Origin of the sequence: Nonomuraea sp. NPDC048916, assembly GCF_040649575.1 — a bacterium.
Taxonomy (GTDB): domain Bacteria; phylum Actinomycetota; class Actinomycetes; order Streptosporangiales; family Streptosporangiaceae; genus Nonomuraea.
Genome location: NZ_JBEZFS010000020.1, coordinates 15,899 through 38,074 on the forward strand (window position 1 = coordinate 15,899; position 22,176 = coordinate 38,074).

At 71.2% G+C, this 22,176-nt stretch carries 21 protein-coding genes and 1 pseudogene; 16 read left to right on the forward strand and 6 right to left on the reverse strand.

The window, feature by feature from the left end; genetic code table 11:
* The first annotated feature begins 18 nt into the window (after positions 1–18).
* The gene (locus AB0C16_RS22330; RefSeq protein WP_357685801.1) at positions 19–471 is read left to right on the forward strand and encodes a PH domain-containing protein; all 453 of its coding nucleotides are present in this window, start codon (positions 19–21) and stop codon (positions 469–471) included.
* Here AB0C16_RS22330 and AB0C16_RS22335 read toward each other — a convergent pair.
* Complete coding sequence (locus AB0C16_RS22335) at positions 468–1,289, reverse strand: hypothetical protein (RefSeq protein WP_357685803.1); 822 nt, start codon at positions 1,287–1,289, stop codon at positions 468–470. The two genes, AB0C16_RS22330 and AB0C16_RS22335, sit on opposite strands and share 4 nt — an antisense overlap.
* A gap of 8 nt (positions 1,290–1,297) precedes the next feature.
* Between AB0C16_RS22335 and AB0C16_RS22340 the strand changes: the two genes are divergently transcribed.
* Genes AB0C16_RS22340 through AB0C16_RS22355 form a run of 4 tightly spaced genes read left to right on the forward strand, consistent with a single transcriptional unit; the run spans position 1,298 to position 4,905 of the window.
* Positions 1,298–2,188, forward strand: coding sequence for a MoxR family ATPase (locus AB0C16_RS22340; RefSeq protein WP_357685804.1), 891 nt, complete (start codon positions 1,298–1,300; stop codon positions 2,186–2,188).
* Complete coding sequence (locus AB0C16_RS22345) at positions 2,181–3,248, forward strand: VWA domain-containing protein (RefSeq protein WP_357685806.1); 1,068 nt, start codon at positions 2,181–2,183, stop codon at positions 3,246–3,248. The genes AB0C16_RS22340 and AB0C16_RS22345 overlap by 8 nt, the downstream gene beginning before the upstream one ends.
* A complete protein-coding gene (locus tag AB0C16_RS22350) occupies positions 3,241–4,329 on the forward strand; it encodes an XdhC/CoxI family protein (RefSeq protein ID WP_357685808.1) in 1,089 nt (362 codons plus the stop codon). The genes AB0C16_RS22345 and AB0C16_RS22350 overlap by 8 nt, the downstream gene beginning before the upstream one ends.
* Before the next feature lie 9 nt (positions 4,330–4,338).
* A complete protein-coding gene (locus tag AB0C16_RS22355; protein WP_357685810.1) occupies positions 4,339–4,905 on the forward strand; it encodes a nucleotidyltransferase family protein in 567 nt (188 codons plus the stop codon).
* Here AB0C16_RS22355 and AB0C16_RS22360 read toward each other — a convergent pair.
* The gene (locus AB0C16_RS22360) at positions 4,891–5,778 is read right to left on the reverse strand and encodes an endonuclease/exonuclease/phosphatase family protein (RefSeq protein ID WP_357685812.1); all 888 of its coding nucleotides are present in this window, start codon (positions 5,776–5,778) and stop codon (positions 4,891–4,893) included. The genes AB0C16_RS22355 and AB0C16_RS22360 overlap by 15 nt on opposite strands.
* Positions 5,779–5,870: 92 nt before the next feature.
* Here AB0C16_RS22360 and AB0C16_RS22365 point away from each other — a divergent pair, with 92 nt between their 5' ends.
* The 6 genes from AB0C16_RS22365 (at position 5,871) to nusB (ending at position 11,242) form a co-directional block, all read left to right on the forward strand.
* Positions 5,871–6,911, forward strand: a complete 1,041-nt coding sequence (locus AB0C16_RS22365) for an LLM class F420-dependent oxidoreductase (RefSeq protein WP_357685814.1) — start codon at positions 5,871–5,873, stop codon at positions 6,909–6,911.
* A 69-nt stretch (positions 6,912–6,980) separates the two neighbouring features.
* Complete coding sequence (locus AB0C16_RS22370) at positions 6,981–7,190, forward strand: hypothetical protein (RefSeq protein WP_357685816.1); 210 nt, start codon at positions 6,981–6,983, stop codon at positions 7,188–7,190.
* A gap of 58 nt (positions 7,191–7,248) precedes the next feature.
* Positions 7,249–9,120: a protein kinase gene (locus AB0C16_RS22375; RefSeq protein ID WP_357685817.1), complete on the forward strand. Its 1,872-nt coding sequence runs from the start codon at positions 7,249–7,251 to the stop codon at positions 9,118–9,120.
* Positions 9,121–9,209: 89 nt separating this feature from the next.
* Complete coding sequence (locus AB0C16_RS22380; protein WP_357685819.1) at positions 9,210–10,244, forward strand: aminopeptidase P family protein; 1,035 nt, start codon at positions 9,210–9,212, stop codon at positions 10,242–10,244.
* A 25-nt stretch (positions 10,245–10,269) separates the two neighbouring features.
* Entirely contained in the window at positions 10,270–10,830 is a 561-nt protein-coding gene (gene efp / locus AB0C16_RS22385; RefSeq protein ID WP_357685821.1) for an elongation factor P, read from the forward strand.
* Between the two features lies 1 nt (position 10,831).
* On the forward strand, positions 10,832–11,242 hold the full coding sequence (gene nusB / locus AB0C16_RS22390) for a transcription antitermination factor NusB (protein ID WP_357685823.1): 411 nt from the start codon (positions 10,832–10,834) through the stop codon (positions 11,240–11,242).
* Between the two features lie 10 nt (positions 11,243–11,252).
* Here nusB and AB0C16_RS22395 read toward each other — a convergent pair whose 3' ends face one another.
* The gene (locus AB0C16_RS22395) at positions 11,253–12,110 is read right to left on the reverse strand and encodes an LLM class F420-dependent oxidoreductase (protein ID WP_357685825.1); all 858 of its coding nucleotides are present in this window, start codon (positions 12,108–12,110) and stop codon (positions 11,253–11,255) included.
* 116 nt (positions 12,111–12,226) lie between these two features.
* Between AB0C16_RS22395 and AB0C16_RS22400 the strand changes: the two are divergent.
* The 4 genes and pseudogenes from AB0C16_RS22400 to AB0C16_RS22415 form a co-directional block, all read left to right on the forward strand.
* Positions 12,227–13,373 (forward strand): annotated as a pseudogene (locus tag AB0C16_RS22400) (RNA-guided endonuclease TnpB family protein); the annotation flags it as partial.
* 304 nt (positions 13,374–13,677) lie between these two features.
* Positions 13,678–14,397 carry a methyltransferase domain-containing protein gene (locus AB0C16_RS22405; protein WP_357685826.1) on the forward strand — a complete coding sequence of 240 codons (720 nt, stop codon included), beginning with the start codon at positions 13,678–13,680 and terminating at the stop codon, positions 14,395–14,397.
* Positions 14,398–14,472: 75 nt separating this feature from the next.
* The gene (gene dinB, locus AB0C16_RS22410) at positions 14,473–15,714 is read left to right on the forward strand and encodes a DNA polymerase IV (RefSeq protein ID WP_357685827.1); all 1,242 of its coding nucleotides are present in this window, start codon (positions 14,473–14,475) and stop codon (positions 15,712–15,714) included.
* 232 nt (positions 15,715–15,946) lie between these two features.
* The gene (locus AB0C16_RS22415) at positions 15,947–16,345 is read left to right on the forward strand and encodes a DUF3040 domain-containing protein (protein ID WP_357685828.1); all 399 of its coding nucleotides are present in this window, start codon (positions 15,947–15,949) and stop codon (positions 16,343–16,345) included.
* Positions 16,346–16,408: 63 nt separating this feature from the next.
* Here the strand turns inward: AB0C16_RS22415 and AB0C16_RS22420 are convergent, their stop codons facing one another.
* From AB0C16_RS22420 to AB0C16_RS22430, 3 genes are read right to left on the reverse strand one after another with little or no spacing between them, the layout of a single operon-like run.
* The gene (locus tag AB0C16_RS22420) at positions 16,409–18,841 is read right to left on the reverse strand and encodes a transglutaminaseTgpA domain-containing protein (RefSeq protein ID WP_357685829.1); all 2,433 of its coding nucleotides are present in this window, start codon (positions 18,839–18,841) and stop codon (positions 16,409–16,411) included.
* The gene (locus AB0C16_RS22425) at positions 18,838–20,100 is read right to left on the reverse strand and encodes a DUF58 domain-containing protein (protein ID WP_357685830.1); all 1,263 of its coding nucleotides are present in this window, start codon (positions 20,098–20,100) and stop codon (positions 18,838–18,840) included. The genes AB0C16_RS22420 and AB0C16_RS22425 overlap by 4 nt, the downstream gene beginning before the upstream one ends.
* On the reverse strand, positions 20,097–21,074 hold the full coding sequence (locus AB0C16_RS22430; RefSeq protein WP_357685831.1) for a MoxR family ATPase: 978 nt from the start codon (positions 21,072–21,074) through the stop codon (positions 20,097–20,099). Before AB0C16_RS22430 ends, AB0C16_RS22425 begins: the two co-directional genes overlap by 4 nt.
* A gap of 474 nt (positions 21,075–21,548) precedes the next feature.
* Between AB0C16_RS22430 and mraZ the strand changes: the two genes are divergently transcribed.
* Positions 21,549–21,980 carry a division/cell wall cluster transcriptional repressor MraZ gene (mraZ, locus tag AB0C16_RS22435; protein ID WP_189126655.1) on the forward strand — a complete coding sequence of 144 codons (432 nt, stop codon included), beginning with the start codon at positions 21,549–21,551 and terminating at the stop codon, positions 21,978–21,980.
* Positions 21,981–22,176 lie beyond the last annotated feature (196 nt).

Sequence of the window (22,176 nt, forward strand, 5' to 3'; positions counted from 1 at the left end):
CTGCGGTAGGTTTCCCTCGTGGCCGTGCCCGTGACTCCTCCGCCCCTGCCCGTCACCTGGCGCCCGCACCGCACCAGAGTCGTCGCGTACGGCTTCGCCGTGCTGATCGTGCTGGGCGCCGTGGTGATGGCGGTCTTCATCTCCGAGCCGTTCACGCTGATCGACCGGATCGCGCTGGTGATGTTCGGCTGCGCGGTGGCCTTCGTCCTGCACCTGCTCGGCCGGGTGCGGGTCGAGGCCGACGACGAGGGCGTGACCCTCGTCAACGCCCTGCGCACCCATCGCTACACCTGGCCTGAGGTCATCGACGTCACGCTGCTCGTCGGCGACCCCTGGCCCCGGATCGACTTCTCCGACGGCCGCACGATCGGGGCCATGGGCATCCAGGGCTCCGAGAAGGCCCGCGCCCGCCGGTCCACGGCCGAGCTCGCGGCCCTGATCCGCGAGCGGGGCGAGGCGAGGGAGGACTAGTCGTCGCCGAAGACCTCGTCGAGGCTTGACGCGGTGGCGGCGCGGGTGCCCCACCGGAGCAGCAGGCCGGTGTCGGTGCAGGTCTCGATGGCCTCGCGGCGCGCGTACGCGATCTTCAGTCCGCGCGCTTCGAGGACGGTGAGCAGCAACTTGGCCTCACCGCGTGCCTCACCTCGTGCCTCGCCCCGCGCCTCGGCTTCGAGCTCGATGGGGCGGGTGAACCGGAGGCGGGGCTTGGTTTGGACCATGATCTCCTCCAGATCGGCACGGAGCTCCTCCGAGAGCTGTCCGCGCAGGTGATCGTAGTAAACGAGGCTCCGGTCGTCATCGAAAGTGGCCAGGGTCGTCGCCACTGCCACGACCGTTTTGAAGTCGTCCTGGTGTGCGATGGCGCTGAGCGTCGCGATCTCGGGGGAGGCCGGCACGTCCTCCCGTTCGCGCAGGACGGGCAGCTCGTCCGGGCCGACCACCACGGGGCAGAGGATCAGGCGGCTCTCCTTGGGGCTGATCGGCTCCCTGTAGCGATCGGCCGCCGCCCTGCCGGCGCAGGCCACGACCAGCATGACCCCGCACTCGTGCCGGCCCATGAGGCCGCCCACGTAGGCGGCCCAGGACCAGATCTTGCGTTTGCTGAAGCGTCGCTGCACCTCCACGATCACGAAGCGCTTGCGGCCGTCGGGTCCCTTGACGGAGATGACCGAGTCGGCGGCGTACTCCATGGGAAGGCGTTCGTTCAGCTCGACCGACTCCAGACAGGCGTCGTAGTCGTCGACGTGGCCGTGCCGGCGCGTAGCCTGGAGGGGTGCTGCGGCGGACAATCACGGCGATGGACATCGAATCGCCAGAAAAGCTCATCGAGTTGCTCGACCGGCACGCCTACCTGGCGGACGAGGGACTGGCCACGGCCGCGTTCCTCGCGCTCAGGATGGGCAGGCCGCTCTTTCTCGAAGGGGAGGCGGGAGTCGGCAAGACCGAGCTGGCCAAGACGCTGGCGGAGCTGCTGGAGGCGCCCCTGATCCGGCTGCAGTGCTACGAGGGCCTCGACGCCGCCCAGGCGCTCTACGACTGGGACTTCGCGCGGCAGCTGCTCCACCTGAAGGCGGCCGAGGCCGCCGGGATCACCGACGTCGGCAGGCTCGAAGGCGAGATCTACGACCGGCGGTTCCTGATCGCCCGGCCGCTGCTGAAGGCCATCGAGACGCAGCCCAGCGTGCTGCTCGTGGACGAGGTCGACCGGGCCGACGACGAGTTCGAGGCGTTCCTGCTGGAGGTGCTGTCCGACTTCACCATCTCCATCCCGGAGCTCGGCACCATCACGGCCGTGACGCCGCCGGTGGTCGTGGTGACCTCCAACCGGACACGCGAGGTGCACGACGCGCTCAAGCGCCGCTGTCTCTACCACTGGCTGGAGCATCCGAGCTTCGACCGGGAGGTGGCGATCCTGCTGCGCCGCCTGCCCGAGTGCACCGAGACGCTGGCCGTCCAGGTGGCGCGGGCGGCCGAGCGGCTGCGGCAGGCCGACCTGATCAAGCCGCCCGGAGTGGCGGAGACGCTCGACTGGACCGAGGCGCTGCTCACGCTCGGCGCGAGGGAGCTCGACCCCGGCCGGGCGGCCGCCACCCTGGGGGCCGCGCTCAAGTACCGCGAGGACGTCGAGAGCGTCCTCGGCAACGGGCTGCTCGGCGGCGGCAACGGGCAACGGACGGGTCATGGATGAGCTGGCGGCCACCGTCACCGGGTTCGCGACCACACTACGCGCCGCCGGCGTCGGCGCCGACCACGAACGCGCCCGGAACCTGCTGAAGGCCCTCGACCACCTCGACGTGACCAGCCCGCGCGACTTCTACTGGGCCGGCCGGCTCACCCTCTGCGCCACGCCCGACGACCTGCCCAGGTACGACCGGTGCTTCGAGGCCTACTTCGGCGGCCGGAAGGCGACGGCCACCCGGGTGAGCACCACGACGGTCACCCGGCACACCGCGGCCGGCGACGGCGAGCGGGACGACGAGGGCACCGCCGCCCCGGCCACGGCCAGCCGGACCGAGCTCCTCAGGCACCGCGACGTGGCCAGGCTGACCGACAGCGAGCGGGCCGAGGTGCACCGGATGCTGTCGATGCTGAAGAGCGGGCGCGCCCGTCGCCGCTCCCGGCGCTTCGAGGCGTCGCACCGGGGCGAGATGGACCAGCGCCGCACCATCCGCGAGGCGCTGCGGAAGGGCGAGGTGGCCCGGCTGCTGCGCCGGGCGCACACCACCCGGCCGCGCAGGGTCGTGCTGTTCGTCGACGTCAGCGGCTCGATGGCGCCCTACTCCGAGACGCTGCTGCGCTACGCGCACGCCCTGGTCAGGAGCGAGCCGCGTGCCACCAGGGTCTACTCGGTCGGCACCCGGCTCACCTCGATCACCGCCGAGCTGCGTCACCGCGACCCGGGCACGGCGCTGAACGAGGTGTCCAGGACCATCCCCGACTGGAGCGGGGGGACCAGGCTGGGCGAGGAGCTCAGGGAGTATCTCACCCGCTACAGCGCGAGAGGGGCGATCGTGGTGGTCGCCTCGGACGGCTGGGAGCGCGGTGATCCCGAGTTGCTCGGGACACAGCTCGCCAGGCTGTCCCGGCAGGCATACCGGGTGATATGGGTTAACCCACACAAGGGGTACGAGGACTACCAGCCGCTGACCGGGGGCATGCGGGCCGCCCTCCCCTACCTCGACGACCTGGTTGCCGGGCACAGCCTGGCCGCCTACGCGGAACTCAGCGAAAGGCTCGCCCATGCGTGACGTGCTGCCGGAGATCATGCACTGGTGGAACTCGGGGCACAGGTTCGGGCTCGCCACGGTGGTGAGCACGTTCAGCAGCGCGCCCCGGCCACCGGGCGCGGCGATGGCGGTGCGCGGCGACGAGGTCGTCGGCAGCGTGTCCGGAGGGTGCGTCGAGGGCGCGGTGTTCGAGCTGGCCTCCGAGACCGACGTCCCCGTCCTGCAGAGGTACGGCGTGACGGACGACGACGCGTTCTCCGTCGGCCTGACCTGCGGCGGCATCATCGACATCCTGGTCGAGCCCATCTCCAGGGAGACCTTCCCCGAGCTCGGCGAGATCTCCGAGTCGCTGGCCGCGCACGAGCCCGTCGCCATCGCGACCGTCGTCTCCGGGCCCGGCCAGGTCGGCGCCCGCCGCGTCATCTGGCCCGACCGCTCCTCCGGGACGCTCGGCCTGGAGCGGCTGGACGAGGCCGTGGACGACGACGCCCGCGGCATGCTGGCCCAGGGGCTGACCGGGATCCGGCACTACGGCGGGCAGGGCGAGCGGCGGCTGGACGACCTGTCCGTGTTCGTGCACTCCTTCGCGCCGCCGCCGCGGATGCTGGTGTTCGGGGCGATCGACTTCGCCGCGGCCATGGCGCGGATCGGCAAGTTCCTGGGCTACCGGGTGACCGTCTGCGACGCCCGGCCGATCTTCGCCACGGCCAGGCGCTTCCCGGAGGCGGACGAGGTCGTGGTGAAGTGGCCGCACGACTACCTGGCCTCCGTGCGGGTGGACGAGCGCACGGTGATCTGCGTCCTCACCCACGATCCCAAGTTCGACGTGCCGCTGCTGGAGGTGGCGCTGCGCACCGAGGCGGGCTACGTGGGCGCGATGGGCTCCCGCCGCACCCACGACGACCGGCTGGCACGGCTGCGCGAGGCGGGCATGACCGAGGCCGAGCTGGCCCGGTTGCGCTCGCCCATCGGCCTCGACCTCGGCGCCCGGACCCCCGAGGAGACCGCGGTCTCGATCGCCGCCGAGCTGATCCAGCTGAGGTGGGGCGGCTCGGGCAAGCCGCTGACCGAGACCCGGGGCCGCATCCACCACGACGGGTAGGAGCCGGCCATGAACACACCTCACGTGGCGGGGCTGCTGCTCGCGGCCGGGCAGGGTTCCCGGCTCGGCATGCCCAAGGCGCTGGTGACGTACGGGGGAGAGCGGCTGGTCGACCGCGGTGTGCGGCTGCTCGAGGAGGGCGGCTGCCACCCGGTGGTGGTCGTGCTGGGCGCGGCCACCGTGCAGGTGCGCGGCGCCGTGACCGTGCGCAACCCCGACTGGGCCTCCGGCATGGGCTCCTCGCTGCGCACCGGCCTGGCCGCGCTGCCCGAGGCGGCGGAGGCGGTGGTGATCGCGCTGGTCGACCAGCCGTTCATCCGCCCGGAGGCGGTGCGGCGGCTGGTCGCCGCGGGCGCCGAGGTGGCCGTGGCCACCTACGGCGGGCGGCGGCGCAACCCCGTGCTGATCGCGCGCCGTCACTTCGCGGAGGTCGCCGAGCTGGCGGTGGGCGACGTGGGCGCGCGGCCCTTCCTGAAGGCGCACCCCGGGCTGGTCACCGAGGTGCCGTGCGACGGCCTCGGCGACCCGGCCGACATCGACACCCCCGAGGACCTGGACCTGCTAGAAGCGGAATGAGGCGACCGCCGCCCGGTGGTCGCTGCCCGTCGCCGGCGCCACGCCCGCCGTGGTGGCCGTCATCCCCTTGTAGAGGACGTGGTCGGGCCGGGTGATCGGGAACGACGACGGCCAGGTGAAGCCGAAACCGTCGCCGGCCTCCTGCTGGGCGTCGGACAACGGGGGAGTCAGCCCCCGCATCCCCCGGTCGGTGGTGGCGGTGTTGAGGTCGCCGAGCAGCAGGATCCGCTTGCTGGAGTCGCCGTCGACGAGCTCGCGGGCGGCGGCCAGCGAGGCGTCGCGCGAGGTGGTGTGGCCGGGGCGGGCCGAGGCCAGGTGCATCACGTAGACGGTGACCTTGCCCTTCGGGGTGGTCACCACGGCCCGCAGCGCGCGCGGCCAGCCGAGGCCGACGTCGACCGGCCACGAGTCGCTGATCGGGTAGCGGCTCCACAGGCCGACCGTGCTGACCGTGTAGCGATGCCGGAACATCTTGTTGAGCTGTTTGGCCGCCGGGCCGCCCACGGTGAGCTCCTGCGCCGCCAGCAGGTCGAGATCCTTGGCGATGGACCGCACCGCCTCGCCCGAGGCGCTGTTGGTCACTCCCACGTTCACGGTGCCGACCGCCAGGTCGCTGCGCCCGCCGGGCGGGGTGCGCAGCAGCGTCGAGCCGAACATGGCCGCCCACACCAGCCCCGGCACCAGCGCGGCCACAGTGGCGGCCTTGGACCGCGCCGCGAGCGCCGCCACGACCAGGAGCGGCACGGCGACGCCCAGCCAAGGCAGCAGGCTCTCCATCACCGGAGTGAACCCGCCCAGCACCGGGATCAGCCGGTGCCCCGCCATGGCCACGGCCACTACGGCGGACACGACGATGACGACCCGCTTCAGCATTTGATCCACGCTAGCGGCTCGCTGCCCGACACGCCGACGCGCTAACCTGTTGCCGACGCAACGGAACATCATTCGGTTCACGGGAGCCCGGCATGCGCATCGGTATGGCACTCAACTACTCGGGCGGCTTCAAGGAGTCGGTCGCCGAGCTGGCCGACTATGAGAAGGCCGGACTCGACATCGTCTTCGTGGCCGAAGCCTACAGCTTCGACGCCGTCAGCCAGATGGGCTACATCGCGGCCAAGACCGAGCGGCTGGAGATCGCCTCCGGCATCCTGCCGATCTACTCCCGCACGCCGACGCTGCTCGCGATGACCGCGGCGGGCCTCGACTACGTCTCCGACGGGCGCTTCACGCTGGGCATCGGCGCGTCGGGGCCGCAGGTGATCGAGGGCTTCCACGGCGTGCCGTACAACGCCCCGCTGGGCCGCACCCGTGAGGTCATCGAGATCTGCCGCAAGGTGTGGCGGCGCGAGCGGGTGGAGCACGCCGGCAAGCACTACACGCTGCCGCTGCCGCCCGGCCAGGGCACCGGCCTGGGCAAGCCGCTGAAGATCATCAACCACCCGGTACGCCCCCGCATCCCGATCGTCGTCGCGGCCATCGGCCCGAAGAACGTCGAGCTGACCGCCGAGCTGGCCGAGGGCTGGGAGCCGATCTTCTACATGCCGGAGAAGGCGGCCGAGGTGTGGGGCTCGTCGCTGGCCGCCGGCAAGGCGAAGCGGGCGCCCGAGCTGGGCGAGCTCGACGTGATCGCCCAGGCGTCCCTGGCCATCGGCGACGACGTGTCGGGGCTGCTGGAGTTCGGGCGGCCGATGGCGGCCCTGTACATCGGCGGCATGGGCGCCAAGGGCCGCAACTTCTACAACGACCTCGCCCGGCGCTACGGCTACGAGAAGGAGGCGGAGCAGATCCAGGAGCTCTACCTCGACGGCAAGAAGCAGGAGGCTGCGGCGCTGGTGCCGGGCGAGATGCTGGAGAAGATGTCGCTGATCGGCAGCGAGGGCTTCGTCCGCGACCGGGTGCAGGCGATGAAGGAGTCGGGGGTGACGACCCTGAACGTCGCGCCGTTCGGCAAGACGCACGAGGAGCGGGTGAAGCTGATCGAGACGATCAAGGATCTCGCCTCCTGACGTTCCGCCTGCCGCAGGGGCCCTCCGGGGCCCCTTCCCTGGCCGCCGAGGCGGGGTGCGCGGTGGGCCTTGCCCTACAAGATCTTCGCCAACCGCGAGGAGCTCGCGCAGCAGCGGCTCGGCCGCGTCTCCGCCGAGGTCGACGCCCGGGCCTACGGCTTCCTCATCACCGGCGCGGTCCACAACCTCGTCGTGGCCGGCGAGGCCTATCCCAGGCCCGGCCGCGACGAGCTGGAGCGCATGCCGGCCGCCGTCGCCCGCCATCTCGGCCCCGGCTGACCGGCCGGGGGGCCTATGGTGGGTCGGAAATGCCGTTACTCAAGTTATTGGCGGGGATATGTCCGACGAGGCGCCGTCCTTGGTCGCCGGCCGGTACCGGCTGGATGAGCTCATCGGCAGCGGGCCGATGGGGGAGGTGTGGCGCGCCTACGACACGCGCGCCGACTGGACCGTGGCCGTCAAGCTGCTGGGCGCCCAGGCCGCGGGAGCGGCCACGCGCGAGGTGCTCAAGCGCCACGCCCAGGCCGTGGCCAAGGTCATCCATCCCAACGTGGCCATGGTGCTCGACGTCGGAGACCGTGACGGGGCGCCCTTCCTCGTGCTGGAGTTCCTCACCGGCGAGAGCCTGGGGGAGGAGCTGGCCGCGCGGGGCCCGCTGAAGATCGTGGACGTTTGCGACCTCGTCGGGCAGGCCGCGGCCGGGCTCGACGCCGCGCACCGGGCCGGGGTGGTGCACGGGCAGGTGAGCCCCGGCAGCTTCCGGCGGGCCGGCAGCGGGGTGCTCAAGGTCGTGGGGTTCGGGCTGGCCGACCAGCCGCCCGCCGCGGACGCCGTACGGTATCGCGCCCCCGAACTGGCGGACGGGCGCGCCGCGGACGCGTCCGCCGACCTGTATGCGCTCGGCTGCGTCTGCTACGAGCTACTGTGCGGACGCCCGCCGTTCGACGGCGCGCCCCCCGAGTCCACCCCGCCGGACGCGCCTGGTACGTCCGCGTCCGGTACGTCCGCGTCCGGTGCGTCCGCGTCCGGTGCGTCCGCGCCTGGTACGTCCGCGTCCGGTACGTCCGTGCACGATGGGCCTGGTACGTCCGGTGGGCCCGCTGGGCCCGGCATGGCTCGGGCGGCCGGTGGGCCCGTTCCGCCCAGCCGGCACCGGCCCGAGGTGCCCGCCGAGCTGGACAGGCTGGTGCTCGCCCTGCTGTCCGGTGACCCCGCCGGGCGCCCCGCGGGTGGAGAGGCCGTGCGCCGGGCGCTGGCCGCCATCGCCAGGCCCCGGCCCCAAGCCCCGCCCATGTCGGGTCCCATGCCTGGCCCCACGGGCCCCACAGGCTCCATGTCGGGTCCCATGTCGGGTTCCATGCCCGGTTCCATGTCGGGTCCCATGTCGGGTTCCATGCCCGGTTCCATGTCGGGTCCCATGTCGGGTCCCATGTCGGGTTCCATGCCTGGCCCCACGTCGGGTTCCATGCCTGGCTCCATGCCTGGCTCCATGCCTGGCCGCATGTCGGGCTCTATGCCTGGTTCCATGCCGGGCCCCATGCCGGGCTCCATGCCCGGTTCCATGCCGGGCCCCGTGCCAGGCTCCGTGAGCCCGCTGGGCATGGCCGCCGCCTATCAGGGCCCGGCCCCGCGCGGCGGCGACACCGCCATCTACGAGGCGTTCCCCGGTGAGCCGCCCGCGTCCAACAAGAAGCTGTTCGTCCAGCTCGGCGTGGCCGTCGCGGTCATCGTGACCGTCACCGTGGGCATGATGGCGTGGGGCGGGTCCGGCGGCTCCCCGGTGGCCGCGCCCGCCTCCAGCGCGCCGGCCGCCACCGCGCCCCCGACCGTCCCGGCCTCCAGCGCCCCGGCCGAGAGGCCGACCCCGACCACCGGGCCCAGCGAGGTGACGACGCTGCGCGAGACGGGCGCCCCCAATCCCAAGGCCACCCTCCGCGACACCGTGCCCCCGGGCGGCTGGCTGAAGTGGCTGAGCGAGTTCGACAAGGCCGTGACGGCTCAGGAGGCCATGGGCAGCATCGAGCCGCGAACCGCGCGCAAGGCCCACGACAAGATCAGGAAGGCCGCCAGGAGGTTCGCCGACGGCCGCGAGGACTCCGGACGCGACCAGCTCCGGGACGTCATGCGCGACCTGGCCAAGGCCCAGGACAAGGGCGACGTCGCCACCTCGGGCCCGCTGGCCGACTTCCTGTCGGACTGGCGCCTGTAGATCCCCGGTCAGATCTCGGTCAGGTTCCGGTCAGGTTCCGGTCAGATCCCCGGAGGCGGACACCGGGGATCGCCCCGTAGATTGACGCCATGACCAACTATTCCGGGCGCCGGGCCCGGCTGGCCGCGCTGCTGCCCGCTCACGACGTCGAGGCCCTCCTCGTCACGTCGGCCGTCAACGTGCGCTACCTCACAGGCCTGTCGAGCTCCAACGCGGCCGTCCTGGTCAGGGTGGACGGGTCGGCGCTGCTCGCGACCGACAACCGCTACATCGACAAGACGGGCGCGCTGGACGTGCCCGCCGTCGAGGCGTCCGACGTGGCGGGCAGGCTGGCCGCGCCCGGCGTCGGCATCGAGGCCGCGAGCATGAGCGTGGCGACGTTCAACCGCCTGGGCGAGGGGCTGGTGCCGCTCGAACCCCTCGTCGAACGGCTGCGGGCGGTCAAGGACGAGGACGAGCTGGAGCTGCTCCGCACCGCCTGCGCGATCAGCGACCAGGCGTTCGCCGACGTCTGCGGGGCCATCAGGCCGGGCGCGACCGAACGCGACGTCGCGCGGCTCCTCGAAGCCCGCATGATCGAGCTCGGCGCCGACCGGCCCGCCTTCGACACCATCGTCGCGGCCGGCGAGAACGGCGCCATCCCGCACCACGCCCCCACCGGCAGGCAGCTGCGCGCGGGTGACCTGGTCACCGTCGACTTCGGCGCCAACTATCACGGCTACCACGCCGACATGACCCGTACCGTCTCCATCGGCGAGCCCGCGGCCTGGCAGCGCGAGGTCTACGACCTCGTCGCCGAGGCCCAGCGGTGCGGCCGCGAGGCGCTCGCACCAGGGGCGGAGGCCGGCCAGGTGGACGCGGCCGCCCGGTCCGTGATCCAGGCGGCGGGCCACGGAGACCACTTCAGGCACGGCCTCGGGCACGGCGTCGGGCTGGCGATCCACGAGGAGCCGTTCCTGGGCCCTTCACGGACCGGTAGACTTGAAGACCGAGTTCCGATCACCGTCGAGCCGGGGATCTACCTCCCCGGGCGGGGCGGCGTTCGCATCGAGGACACCCTCGTGACACGTGAGGGCGGGCCGGAACTCCTCACGAAGACGTCCAAGGAGCTGCTCGCCCTTTAGAGCGGCCACACGCGGGAGAAAACGAGTGGCGACGACCAACGACCTCAAGAACGGCATGGTGCTGAAGCTCGACGGCGGGGAGCTCTGGGCCGTTGTGGAGTTCCAGCACGTCAAGCCGGGCAAGGGCGGCGCGTTCGTCCGCACCAAGCTCAAGAACGTCCTCTCCGGCAAGGTCGTCGACAAGACGTTCAACGCCGGGGTGAAGGTCGACGTGGCCAACGTCGACAAGCGCGAGATGCAGTATTCCTACAAGGACGGCGACGACTTCGTCTTCATGGACACCGAGACCTACGACATGGTCAACGTGCCCGCGGTCACCGTCGGCGACGCGGCCAACTACATGCTGGAGAACACCTTGGCCACGGTCGCGTTCAACGAGGGCTCCGCCCTCTACGTCGACCTGCCCGCCGCGGTCGAGCTGACCATCTCCAACACCGAGCCCGGCCTGCAGGGCGACCGCTCCACCGGCGGCACCAAGCCCGCCACGCTCGAGACCGGCGCCGAGATCAAGGTGCCGCTCTTCATCACCACCGGCGAGAAGGTCAAGGTCGACACCCGCAGCGGCGAATATCTCGGCCGGGCCTGAGGTGTCGGCACGCGGCAAAGCACGCAGGCGGGCGCTCGACATCCTCTTCGAATCCGAGCTCCGCAGCGAAAATCCCCTGAACATCCTCGCCGAGCGCGTCGAACGGCAGGACCCCCCGGTCAACGAATACACCTCGGCCCTCGTCGAGGGCGTCGTCCGGCACCGCGCCCGCATCGACGAGCTGATCACCACCTATTCCGAGAGCTGGACCCTCGACCGCATGCCCGCCGTCGACCGCAACCTGCTGCGCGGCGGCACCTACGAGCTGCTGTGGATGCCCGACGTGCCCGAGGGCGTGGTCATCAGCGAGTGGGTGCACCTGGCCTCAGAGCTGTCGACCGACGAGTCGCCCCAGTTCGTCAACGGGCTGCTGGCCCGCTTCAAGCAGCTCAAGCCCAGTCTCACGCTCTAGCCACGCTCTCTCAGCGGAGGAGCCGGGCGAGCCGCCGCCAGTCCTCGCGCGGTGGCCGGGCCGGGCCGTGCCGGCTGATGCTCTGCAGCACCACATGGTCGGCGCCGGCCGCCTGGAAGGCCTCGATGCGGGCCCGGATCCGCTCGTCGTCGCCCCAGGCGAAGAGCGCGTCGACCAGGCGGTCGCTGCCGCCGTCGGCCAGGTCGTCCTCGGCGAATCCGCCGCGCAGCCAGTTGTCGGCGTAGTTGGTCAGCTGCAGATACGGCTGCAGGGCCCCCCGGGCCAGCGTGCGGGCCCGGTCGGGGTCGGTCTTCAGCACGATGCCCAGCTCGGGAGTGAGCAGCGGCCCGTCACCGAGGATCTGCCTGGCCGCCGCCACCTGCTCGACGGTGACGAGGTAGGGGAAGGCGCCGGCCGCCCGGTCACGCGACAGCCTCAGCATCCTCGGGCCCAGCGCGGCCAGCACCCGGCGCTCGCGCGGCACCGGGACCGGCGCGGCGTCCAGCGCGTCGAGATAGTCGTTCATGGCGGTGTACGGGCGCTGGTAGCCCTCGATGAACTCTGGATGGCTGACGCCCAGGCCCAGCAGGAAGCGCCCGGGATGGGTGGTCTCCAGCTCGGCGCAGCGCTCGGCGGTGTGGGGGGCGTCGTAGTGCCAGATGCCCTGGATGCCGGTGACCACGACGATCCTGGAGGTGGCGGCCACCAGGGGGGCCGCGTCCTCGATGGTGCTGTTGCCCGCCCAGATCGCGCCGAACCCGAGCTCCTCCAGCTCCGAGGCGGCCTCGGCCCGCACGTCCGGCTCCTGGCGGGACAACGGGGCGAAGACGCCGTACCTTCCGATCTTCGGGGTCGTGCTGCCGTTCATTGCATCTCCTTGAGGCTAGAGCCCCCGTCCTTCAGGGCGGGGAGGAAAGCCGGAACAATCCGGCAAAATCGAACACCCATTCGATATTAGGCTGATCTTGCAGTACGGTGTGCGGCGTGGCGCAGATCGTGAAGCGGGCCTACAAGTACCGCTTCTACCCGACTCCTGAGCAGGCTTTCGAGCTTGCCCGGACGTTCGGCTGCGTCCGCCTGGTCTACAACAAGGCGCTGGAGGAACGCACCCGCGCCTACCGGCTGGACGGCCGCGGCGTCTCCTACGAGGAATCCTCGGCGCTGCTGACGGCCTGGAAGCGCACCGAGGAGCTGAGCTTTCTGGGCGAGGTGTCCTGCGTCCCGCTGCAGCAGGCGTTGCGCCACCTCCAGGCCGCGTACGCGAGCTTCTTCGCCAAGCGGGCCAGATACCCGGTGTTCAAGTCCCGCAAGAAGTCCCGCCTGAGCGCGGAATACCCCCGTTCGGCCTTCCGCTGGCACGACGGCAGGCTCACCCTGGCCAAGATGTCCGAGCCGCTGGACATCGTGTGGTCGCGGCCCCTTCCCGAAGGCGCGCGGCCGTCCACGGTGACCGTGAGCAAGGACGCGGCCGGACGCTGGTTCGTGTCCCTGCTGGTCGAGGAGAAGATCTCCCCGCTGCCCCCGGCAGAAGAGGTGGTGGGGGTGGATGCGGGCATCACCGCTCTGGTCACGTTGTCGACCGGGGAGAAGATCGTCAACCCGCGCCATGAGCGGGCGCTGGCTCGCAAGGAGAAGGGCTCGAACAATCGGGCCAAGGCCCGGCTGAGGGTGGCCCGCGTGCACGCGCGGATCGCCGGCCGCAGACGCGACCACTTGCACAAGGTCACCACACGGCTTGTTCGCGAGAACCAAACGATCGCCGTGGAAGACCTGACCGTCCACAACCTGGTCAAGAACCACAGCCTGGCCCGCGCCATCTCCGACGCCTCCTGGCGGGAGTTGCGCGGCATGCTCGAGTACAAGAGCCAGTGGTACGGGCGGCGGCTTGTGGTGGTGGACCGCTGGCTTCCCTCCTCCAAGCTGTGCTCGGCCTGCGGGACACTCCAGCCCTCCACGCCGCTGAACGTCCGAACCTGGGCCTGCGCCTGCGGCGCGACCCATGACCGGGACGTGAACGCGGCCAAGAACATCCTCGCCGCCGGGCTGGCGGAGAGCTGAAACGCCTGTGGAGCTGGTGTAAGACCTCAAGGGAAGTTTCCTTCCTGGCGGGCGGCCGGCGGTGAAGCAGGAAATCTCACCCGTGAGGGTGGGAACCCCCCTCGTTACGAGGGGGAGGAGGGCAATGAGGAGACCTCCGGCTCGTTTCGGGTTCGACGACATGATGGACGAGTGGTGTTCCCCGCCGGAGGGCGCAGTCACGGTCCTCGCGACAACCTTGGCCTCGGCAACATCGCTCCCATACCCGGGCCGTCCGGCGACGGCTTCGCCCCGGCAGGCATGTGGAGCCCGCGCAGAGCGTAGGCTGGGTCGGGTTCGAGGACGATGAGGGAGGCGAGCCCACGTTGCGTGCTGAAGGCGTCACGAGGACCCCGGCGGTGCGGACCGCCGTCGTCTGGGACGCGCTGCGGGCCGAGCTGGCCGCTCTGACGAGGGCCGCTGGGCGTGACCGGCTCGACATCGTCGACGCGGGCGGTGGCACCGGAGGGTTCGCCGTGCCGCTGGCCGAGCTGGGCCACACCGTCACCGTGGTCGATCCGAGCCCCGACTCGCTGGCCGCGCTGGAGCGCCGGGCCAAGGAGAAGGGCGTGGGCGTGCGCGCGCTGCAGGGCGACGCGGCCGATCTGGGCGACCTGCTCGACCGCGACAGCGCCGACCTGGTGCTCTGCCACAGCGTGCTGGAATACGTCGAAGACCCGATCAGCGCGCTGACCGCCGTGGCGGGCCTGCTGCGCAGGGGCGGCACGGTGAGCGTGCTGGCCGCCAACCCGGTGGCGAGCGCCATCCATCGCGCCCTGGCCGGCCACTTCGACGAGGCCAGGGCCGTGCTGGCCGACCCGCGCGGCAGCTGGGGCGACCGCGATCCCACACCGCGCCGCTACACCGCGCGGACCCTGGCCGAGCTGCTGGCCGCGACCGGGTTCGCGGTGGGCGAGATCCACGGCGTGCGGATCTTCGCCGACCTGGTGCCCAGCCGCCTGGTCGACGGCGAGCCGGGTGCGGCCGACGCGCTCGTGGCCCTCGAACAGGCCGCTTCCACCCACCCCGTGCTCCGCGACCTGGCCACCCAGCTCCACGCCCTCGGGCACCGGAGCTGAGCGGCGCGGAGGGAGAGTTCATGCCGGCCCGCTCCCCCAGAGTCATAGAACGTCTGTTCGGATAGACTCGAAGGCGTGTCCCGTAAGCAGATCACAGGCATCGGTCCCGCTCCGCAGACCGGGACCGACGACAGCGGCTGCCCGATCCTGCACGTCGACATGGACGCCTTCTTCGCCAGCGTCGAGCTGCTCGACCGGCCGGAGCTGCGGGGGAGCCCGGTCATCGTGGGCTCGCCCGCCGGGCGCGGCGTGGTGCTCAGCGCCACCTACGAGGCCAGGGCCCACGGCGTGCACTCCGCGATGCCGATGAGCAGGGCCCGCAGGATGTGCCCGCGGGCGACGATCATCCCGCCCAGCCACGGCAAATACTCCGAGGTCTCCAGGGGGGTCATGGAGATCTTCCACGCGATCACCCCGCTGGTCGAGCCGATCGCCTCCGACGAGGCGTTCCTCGACGTGGGCGGCGCGCGGCGCAGGCTGGGCTCGCCGGCCGAGATCGCCGCGATGATCAGGGCTCAGGTGCTGGAGCGCTACGGCATCACCTGCTCGGTGGGGGTGGCGGGCAGTAAGTTCGTGGCGAAGCTCGCCTCCAAACAGTGCAAACCCGACGGCCTGCTTGTGGTGCCGCCCGGCGAGGTGGTGGCGTTCCTGCATCCGCTGCCCGTGTCGGCGCTGTGGGGCGTCGGCGAGCGCACCGAGCAGGCGCTCGTGCGCCTCGGCATCCGCACCGTCGGCGATCTGGCCAGGGTGCCGACGGCCACCCTGCGGCGCGAGCTGGGGCCGGCCGCGGGCGGCCATCTGGCGGCGCTGGCCTGGGGGCGCGACGAGCGGCCCGTCACCGCCCACGTGCCCGACAAGAGCATCGGCAACGAGGAGACGTTCGCGGCCGACGTCGACGACCCCGAAGTGATCAAGCGGGAGTTGCTGCGCCTGTCCGAACGCGTGGCCGCCAGAATGCGTAAGAGTGGTCACGTGGGCAGGACGGTGAGTGTGAAGCTGCGCCGAGCCGACTTCTCCACGATCAACCGGTCCCGCACTCTCAGGGAGCCGACCGACGTCGCCCAGGAGATCTACACGACCGCCTGCGAGCTCTTCGAGGCGGCCGGGCTCGAGCGGGTGCGCCTGCGTCTCGTCGGGGTCCGGATGGAAAACCTGCGCCCGGCCGACTCCGCGTCACGGCAGCTCACTCTCGGTGAGCGTGAGACGGGATGGCGGGAGGCGGAGCGCGCCATGGACCGGGCGATCCGCAGATTCGGGCCCGATGCGGTGCTCCCGGCATCGCTTGTCCGCGGGAGACTTGATGAAATGGAGACATGACGCCGATGTCGTGGGGGGAGACATGTGGGGAGGCTTGGGGGGAGTGGTGCGCCGGTGACCCAGATGACCCACAATGGAGCTATGACGTCACCTCCGGTTTGGTCTGCGTTGGACGTTTGCTTTCGCCTACGTCTACAGCCTCGTATTCTGGGGATAACCGACCGCGAGGTTCGGACACCCCGTGTCGTCCGTTGCCGTCTTCCCCGTCCTGGGGCCGTCCTTGGGAGGCGCCGTGCCGCTCTCTGAGCACGAGCAGCGCTTGCTCGACCAGATCGAGCAGGCCCTCTACGCCGAGGACCCGAAGTGGGCCAACACCGTAAGGATCAGTGATCCGCGCAGCCATTACAAGCGTCGCCTGATCAGGGCCTCCATCGGCTTTGCTCTCGGTGTCGTCCTGCTGATGGTCGGCGTGGTGATCAACTTGATCCCGCTCGGCGTCGGCGGTTTCGTGGTCATGCTCGCCGCGTGTCTGTGGGGCCTGTCCAGTTGGAAACGCATGAACGGGTTCGGTGACACCGCCGCGGCCTCCGGCGGCGCACCCGTTCCGGGCAAGCCGGCCCGCCGGGCCAACCGCGGCAGTTTCATGGAGCGCATGGAAGAGCGCTGGCGCCGCCGGCACGACGAGCACTGACCCCCTGGGCCGGTCATTCATGCGGTCGTTCCCTGAGGAACGACCGCACGAACGATCAGGCCGTCAAGAGCCCCTCTGCGATGCCGTCCGGCGCAGCCGGATGTTCTCCAGCCGGTCGAACCCGTCCAGCAGGCCCTCGCCCAGCAGCCTCAGCCTCCGCAGCGTCGACGGGGGCAGCAGCACCGCCCGCACCCGCCTCCCGCGTGACACCGTCGCCGCCAGTGCCTGCCGTACGTTGCGCAGGTCCTGCCTCAGGGGCCCGGCCGCGCCCGCGTCCCGCGCGTACAACGCCCGCTCCACCGCCGAGGCGATCGCCGCGACGGACGCCGCCGACGCCGAGTCGAACTCGTACTGCTCGGTCAGCCGCCGAGCGAGCGCGCGCGGGGTCTCGCTGGTCTGGCGGGCCATCCCGTAGTCGTACAGCACGTCGTCCAGCTCCGCCCAGGCGGCCGCGACGGACGGATGGCGGCCCGCCATCACCCGGGCGGTCACCTCGTCGGAGGGCTCGGACACCTTCCAGCCGAGCGTCCGGATCCGCCTGCTCCTGGTGATCAGCCTGACGCCGGCCGGGATCAGCAGGAGGATCAGCAGCACACCCGCCCCGATGCCGAGCTTGCCGGCCAGCGGCGTCGAGTCGTCCGGTGGCAGCCCGCCGGTCGCCAGGGCGGCCTCACGGTCGAGCTCGCGGAGGTTCTGCCTGTTCTGCGGGTCGAGCGGCTCCTCCGCACCGGAGCTGGTCGCGCCGGGCGTCGGAGCGGTGCTCTCGCCGGCGGGGGTGGGCGGCGGCTGGGTGTAGTCGGGGACCCGGGCGCTGCCCTGGCCCAGCGAGCCGGTCGGCGTGGGCTCGAACGGCAGCCAGCCCACGCCCTCGAAGTAGAGCTCCGGCCAGGAGTGCGAGTCGTTCGTCCCGACCATCCACCGGTCGCCGACCTTCGTGCCGCCGGTGTAGCCGATCGCCACGCGGGACGGGATGCCGACGAGCCGGGCCAGCAGCGCCATCGACGCCGCGAACTGCTCGCAGTAGCCCGCCCGGTGGCGCAGCAGGAAGTCGCGGAGCGCCGAGTTGCCGTGCCCCTGCGTCTTCAGGCTGTAGGTGAAGTCGCCGGTCTTGGTGAAGAACTCCTGCAGCTTCACCGCGGCCTCGTAGCTGGTCTCGGCATCCGCGGTGACCCGCTGCGCCAGGTCCCTGATGTCCGGCGACAGGTCGTCCGGCACCCTCAGGTAGCGCGCATCGGTCGTGGACCTCGCCTGCGGCAGCGCCCGCAGCAGCTCACTGGTCGGCACGGGCTCGCTCGTGGCCACCTGGTACTCCAGCCCGGCGGCCTCGTCGCGGGTGGAGAAGACCATGAGCGTGCTGACGTCCGCGCGCCAGTCGCCGTCGATCCGGATCTGCCTCGGCGGGTAGGGCAGCGGCAGGAACGACAGCTTGGCGATCTCGTCGCTGATCTGGATGTCGGTCACCACGTTGCTGAGCTTGACGCTCCCGCCGAGGCCGGGCGGAGGCGGCAGCGGGCCGTTCTCCGTCCGGTTGTCCGGCGCGCCCTTCGGCTCCGTCATGCCGAACTGATCGCCGTCGAACGTGTCGAGCGAGTAGATCCTGAGGTAGCGGGGCGTGTCGTCGTTGTTGGTGTAGGACAGGACGATCCGCCGCTCGGGCAGCTCCAGCTGGCCCTTCAGGTTCGCGATCGGGTTGGGGATGCTGATCGAGTTGCCGCTGCCCGACCCCGAGCCGCCCACGCCGAAGGTGAAGAACGACACCGGCTCCATCACGGGCAGCGCGGCGGGAATGAGCACGGCCAGCGCGATCGCGGCGAACCCGATCCGCTTTCCGGACAGCCGCAGTTGCCGCGTGTCGGCCGCGGCCTGCCCGGCCGTGCCCCGCCCCTTGTCCGGGACGACCGAGCGGGGGCGCCGCACCAGCACCGCCCGGCCCCAGTGGCCCACCCGCTCACGGCCGTCGGCGATCAGCAGGCTGGTGAAGCCGAGCGCGGCGACGATGAACGCGGGCCAGCTGATCGGCTCGGTCAGGATCGTGGCCGGCACCATGGCCAGGGTCAGCATCGGCAGCCCGGCCAGCGCCGCCCGCCGCATCCGCGCGGTGAACAGGTCGACGATGATCGCGATGAGGCCCACGCCGCCGGTGGTGAGCAGCGAGATGCCCTCGTTGGCCGGCACCGGCGCGGCGAAGCGCTGGACGTCCGCCCAGCCGGTGGCCAGCAGCCGCGCCAGCTCCAGCACCGACTCCTTGGTCGGCACGAGCAGGGCCCACGCCTCCTCGGAGGCGAACGAGGCGGTCAGGTAGATCCACAGCGCGATCAGGCTGACCGCCGGCGCCGCCCACACGGGCAGCGACAGGCGCCCGCTCAGCAGGCTGGCGACCAGCACCGCGAGCACCGCGCCCAGCGAACCCCAGAACCACGCGCCGCCCTCGAAGAGCGGGTAGAGCAGGATCGCCGAGGAGAACGTGGCCACTGCGGCGGCGGTCGACAACCTCATACCGCACCTCCCGGTGAGCTGAGCGCGTATCTGCCGCGATTGGCGGCGTCCTGCCAGACCGAGGCGATCGAGGTGCCCGCCGGCAGCCGCACGATCCGCCAGCCGTATCCGGCCAGCACACCCTGCACCGCCTGGTATTCCTCGGAGGAGCCCGGCTCGGTGCCGTCCCAGGTGTGCACGTCGAGCAGCACCGCCACCCCGGTCATGCCGCTGTGCCGGATCCTCGCCAGCTCCCTGGCCTCCTCCGGTTCGAGCGAGCCGAGCACGGCTACGACCAGACCGTCGCCGCCGCCCTGGCGCAGCGCCGTCAGCGCGGTCTCCAGCGAGCGGGCGGGGCTGTGCCGCACCACGGCAAGGGTGTCGAGCAGCGACCGGCTCAGCCCCGTGTCCGTCAGGTGCTCGGCGCCCTGGTCGGTCACCAGCCGCAGGCCCAGGCCCTCATGGGCGAGGTGCACGCCGATCGAGGCCGCGGCCGAGACCGCCACCTCGAAGGAGGAGCGCGGGCCCTCGCCGCGGTGGGCGTGCCTGCGCGTGTCGAGCAGGAGCGCGCCGCGGCTCTGCCACTGCTGCTCCTCCCGGCGCACCATCAGCTCGCCGTGGCGGGCGGTGGAGCGCCAGTGCACCCGGCGCAGGTCGTCGCCCTGCCGGTACTCGCGCGGCGCCACGTCGTCGTCGCCCGCCGCGGCCACGCTCCGGGTGCGGCTGTCGCCGCCTCCGGTCCACTCGCCCGACAGCCGTACGTGCGGCAGCGCCACCACCTGCGGCGTCACCACCAGCGTGTCGCTGATCGTGAACGAACGGGTCAGCTCCACCAGGCCGAACGGATCGGCGATGCGGATCGACAGCGGCCCGATCGTGTAGCGGCCGCGCAGATCGGAGCGGACCCGGTAGTCGATCTCGCGGATGCCCCGCGGCTCCACCCGGTCCAGCACGAACCGGGGCCGCGCTCCCAGCGCGTAGGGGACGGTGTCGTCGATCAGCAACAGCCCGGTCGGCAGCCGGGTGACGTTCTCCAGGCGCAGGGTCACCGTGGCCTCGCCGCCCACCTCGGCCCTGGCCGGGTCCAGGCGCCTGGCGCAGCTCAGCCGGTATCGGGTGCGCGCCACGACCATCGCGGCCAGTAAAGGCAGCGCCATCACCAGCACACCGATCCTGAGCAGGTCGCTCTCGCCGAGCAGGACCGCCATCACCGCCGCCGCGATGCCGGAGGCCAGGAACGACCTGCCCCGGGAGGTGAGCGCCCGAAGTCCGGCTCTCACGACGCTCGCGTCTCCGGTACGGGCACGCGCCTGACGAGGTCGGTCACCACCTGTTCCGGCAGGCGGCGCTGGCCCTGGGCCTCGACGCTCGGCAGCAGCCGGTGCGCGAGCACGGGCACGGCCAGATCCTGCAGGTCGTCCGGGATGACGTAGTCGCGGCCGGTCAGCGCGGCGTGCGCCCTGGCCGCCCGGACGAGCTGCAGCGTCGACCGGGGCGAGGCGCCCAGCCGCAGGTCGGGGGAGTGACGGGTGGCGACGACCAGGTCGATGGCGTACTTCTTGACGGCCTGCGAGACGTAGATGCCGCGCACGGCCTCGATCAGGGCGCGCACCTCGGCCGTCGTGGCCACCGGCTCGAGCTTGTCGAGCGGCGAGGTGCCCCCGTGCACGTCGAGCATCTCCAGCTCCGCCGACGGCTCGGGGTAGCCCATCGCGACCCTGGCGGTGAAGCGGTCGCGCTGCGCCTCCGGCAGGGGATAGGTCCCCTCCATCTCGATGGGGTTCTGGGTGGCGATCACCATGAACGGCGCGTCCAGGCGGTAGGTCACGCCGTCGACCGTGACCTGGTGCTCCTCCATGCACTCCAGCAGCGCCGACTGCGTCTTGGGGGAGGCGCGGTTGATCTCGTCGCCCACCACGATGTTCGCGAACACCGGGCCGGGCTTGAACTCGAACTCGCGGGTCTGCTGGTTGTAGGCGCTGACCCCGGTGATGTCACTGGGCAGCAGGTCGGGGGTGAACTGCACGCGTCGCACCGGGCAGTCGATGGACCGTGCCAGCGCCTTGGCCAGCATGGTCTTGCCGACTCCGGGCACGTCCTCGATCAGCAGGTGCCCTTCGGCGAGCAGGACCGTCAGGGTGAGGCGAACGGCGTCGCTCTTGCCCTCGACCACGGACTCGATCGCCTGCCGGATCCGGTGGGCGGTGGAGACCAACTCGTCGAGTTGATGAGGGACGTCATGGGTAACTGCCACCGGGCCTCCATGAGACATGCGACGGCTGCCCCGCGCGAGGGTGTGCCGTTGCGGGAGCCATGCCTTTCTTTTCCATTGTCTGTACGACCCTACGACGCTGTGGGTTCAGGAGCGACATTTGTGGATTTTCAGCGAACTCCACGGATGTCGCGTTCTTGTCCTGATAGTGAGGCGAATCTGGTGACAACCAGGTCCGTCGATCGCCCCACTTTCCACCACGCGGGAGCTCCCGCCCGCCCCACGGGGCCCAATTCCACCGCCTTGTCAACCCTCGACACGCCCATGAGGGTTGCGGTGCCCTCGGCCGCCCTCCACTCGGCTCCATCGCGCTGACCTGGAGAAACGTGACGCGAAGAGGCTATCCGGGGAGCTAGAATCAGTTGACGGTGGGGAGAAGTGGAGTATGGTGGTGCGCAGTGGAGGGCCTGGTGCGCCAGCGCTGAGCAATTCACTGAGGCACGGGAGGTGGGGCCGATGTTCCTCGGCACCCATCAGCCGCGTCTCGACGACAAGGGACGGCTGTTCCTGCCGGCTAAGTACCGTGAGGAGCTGGCGGAGGGTCTTGTGATCACCAAAGGCCAGGAGCGATGCCTCTACGTCTTTCCCGTGGAGGAGTTCCAGCGCATTACCGAGGCTCTCAGCACCGCCCCGGTCACCGCCAAGGCGGTGCGCGACTACAGCCGCGTCTTCTTCGCCAGCGCGTCCGACGAGACTCCTGACAAGCAGGGGCGCATCACGATCCCGCAGAGCCTGCGCCAGTACGCCGGCCTGCAGCGCGATTGCGTGGTGATCGGGGCCAACACCCGGTTGGAGATCTGGGACTCCCAAGCCTGGGACACCTATCTCAACGCCCAGGAGCAGGCGTTCGCCGATCTGTCGGAGGAGGTGCTGCCAGGGATCTTGTAGTAGCCACGGTCGATCCGTCGGTGATGTCGTTCGGCGAGGTCTCCACCCGCAACCACTGCCGGCCAGCTGATGCACCTTCCCCGGTGTCAGATGGCGGGCATCCACGAAGAGGGTGCGGATGGGGACCTGGCCGGACGGCGCCGGGTGGGGACCCAGGAAGAGCCGATCGATCACCGGCCGCGTCATCCGCGAGCAG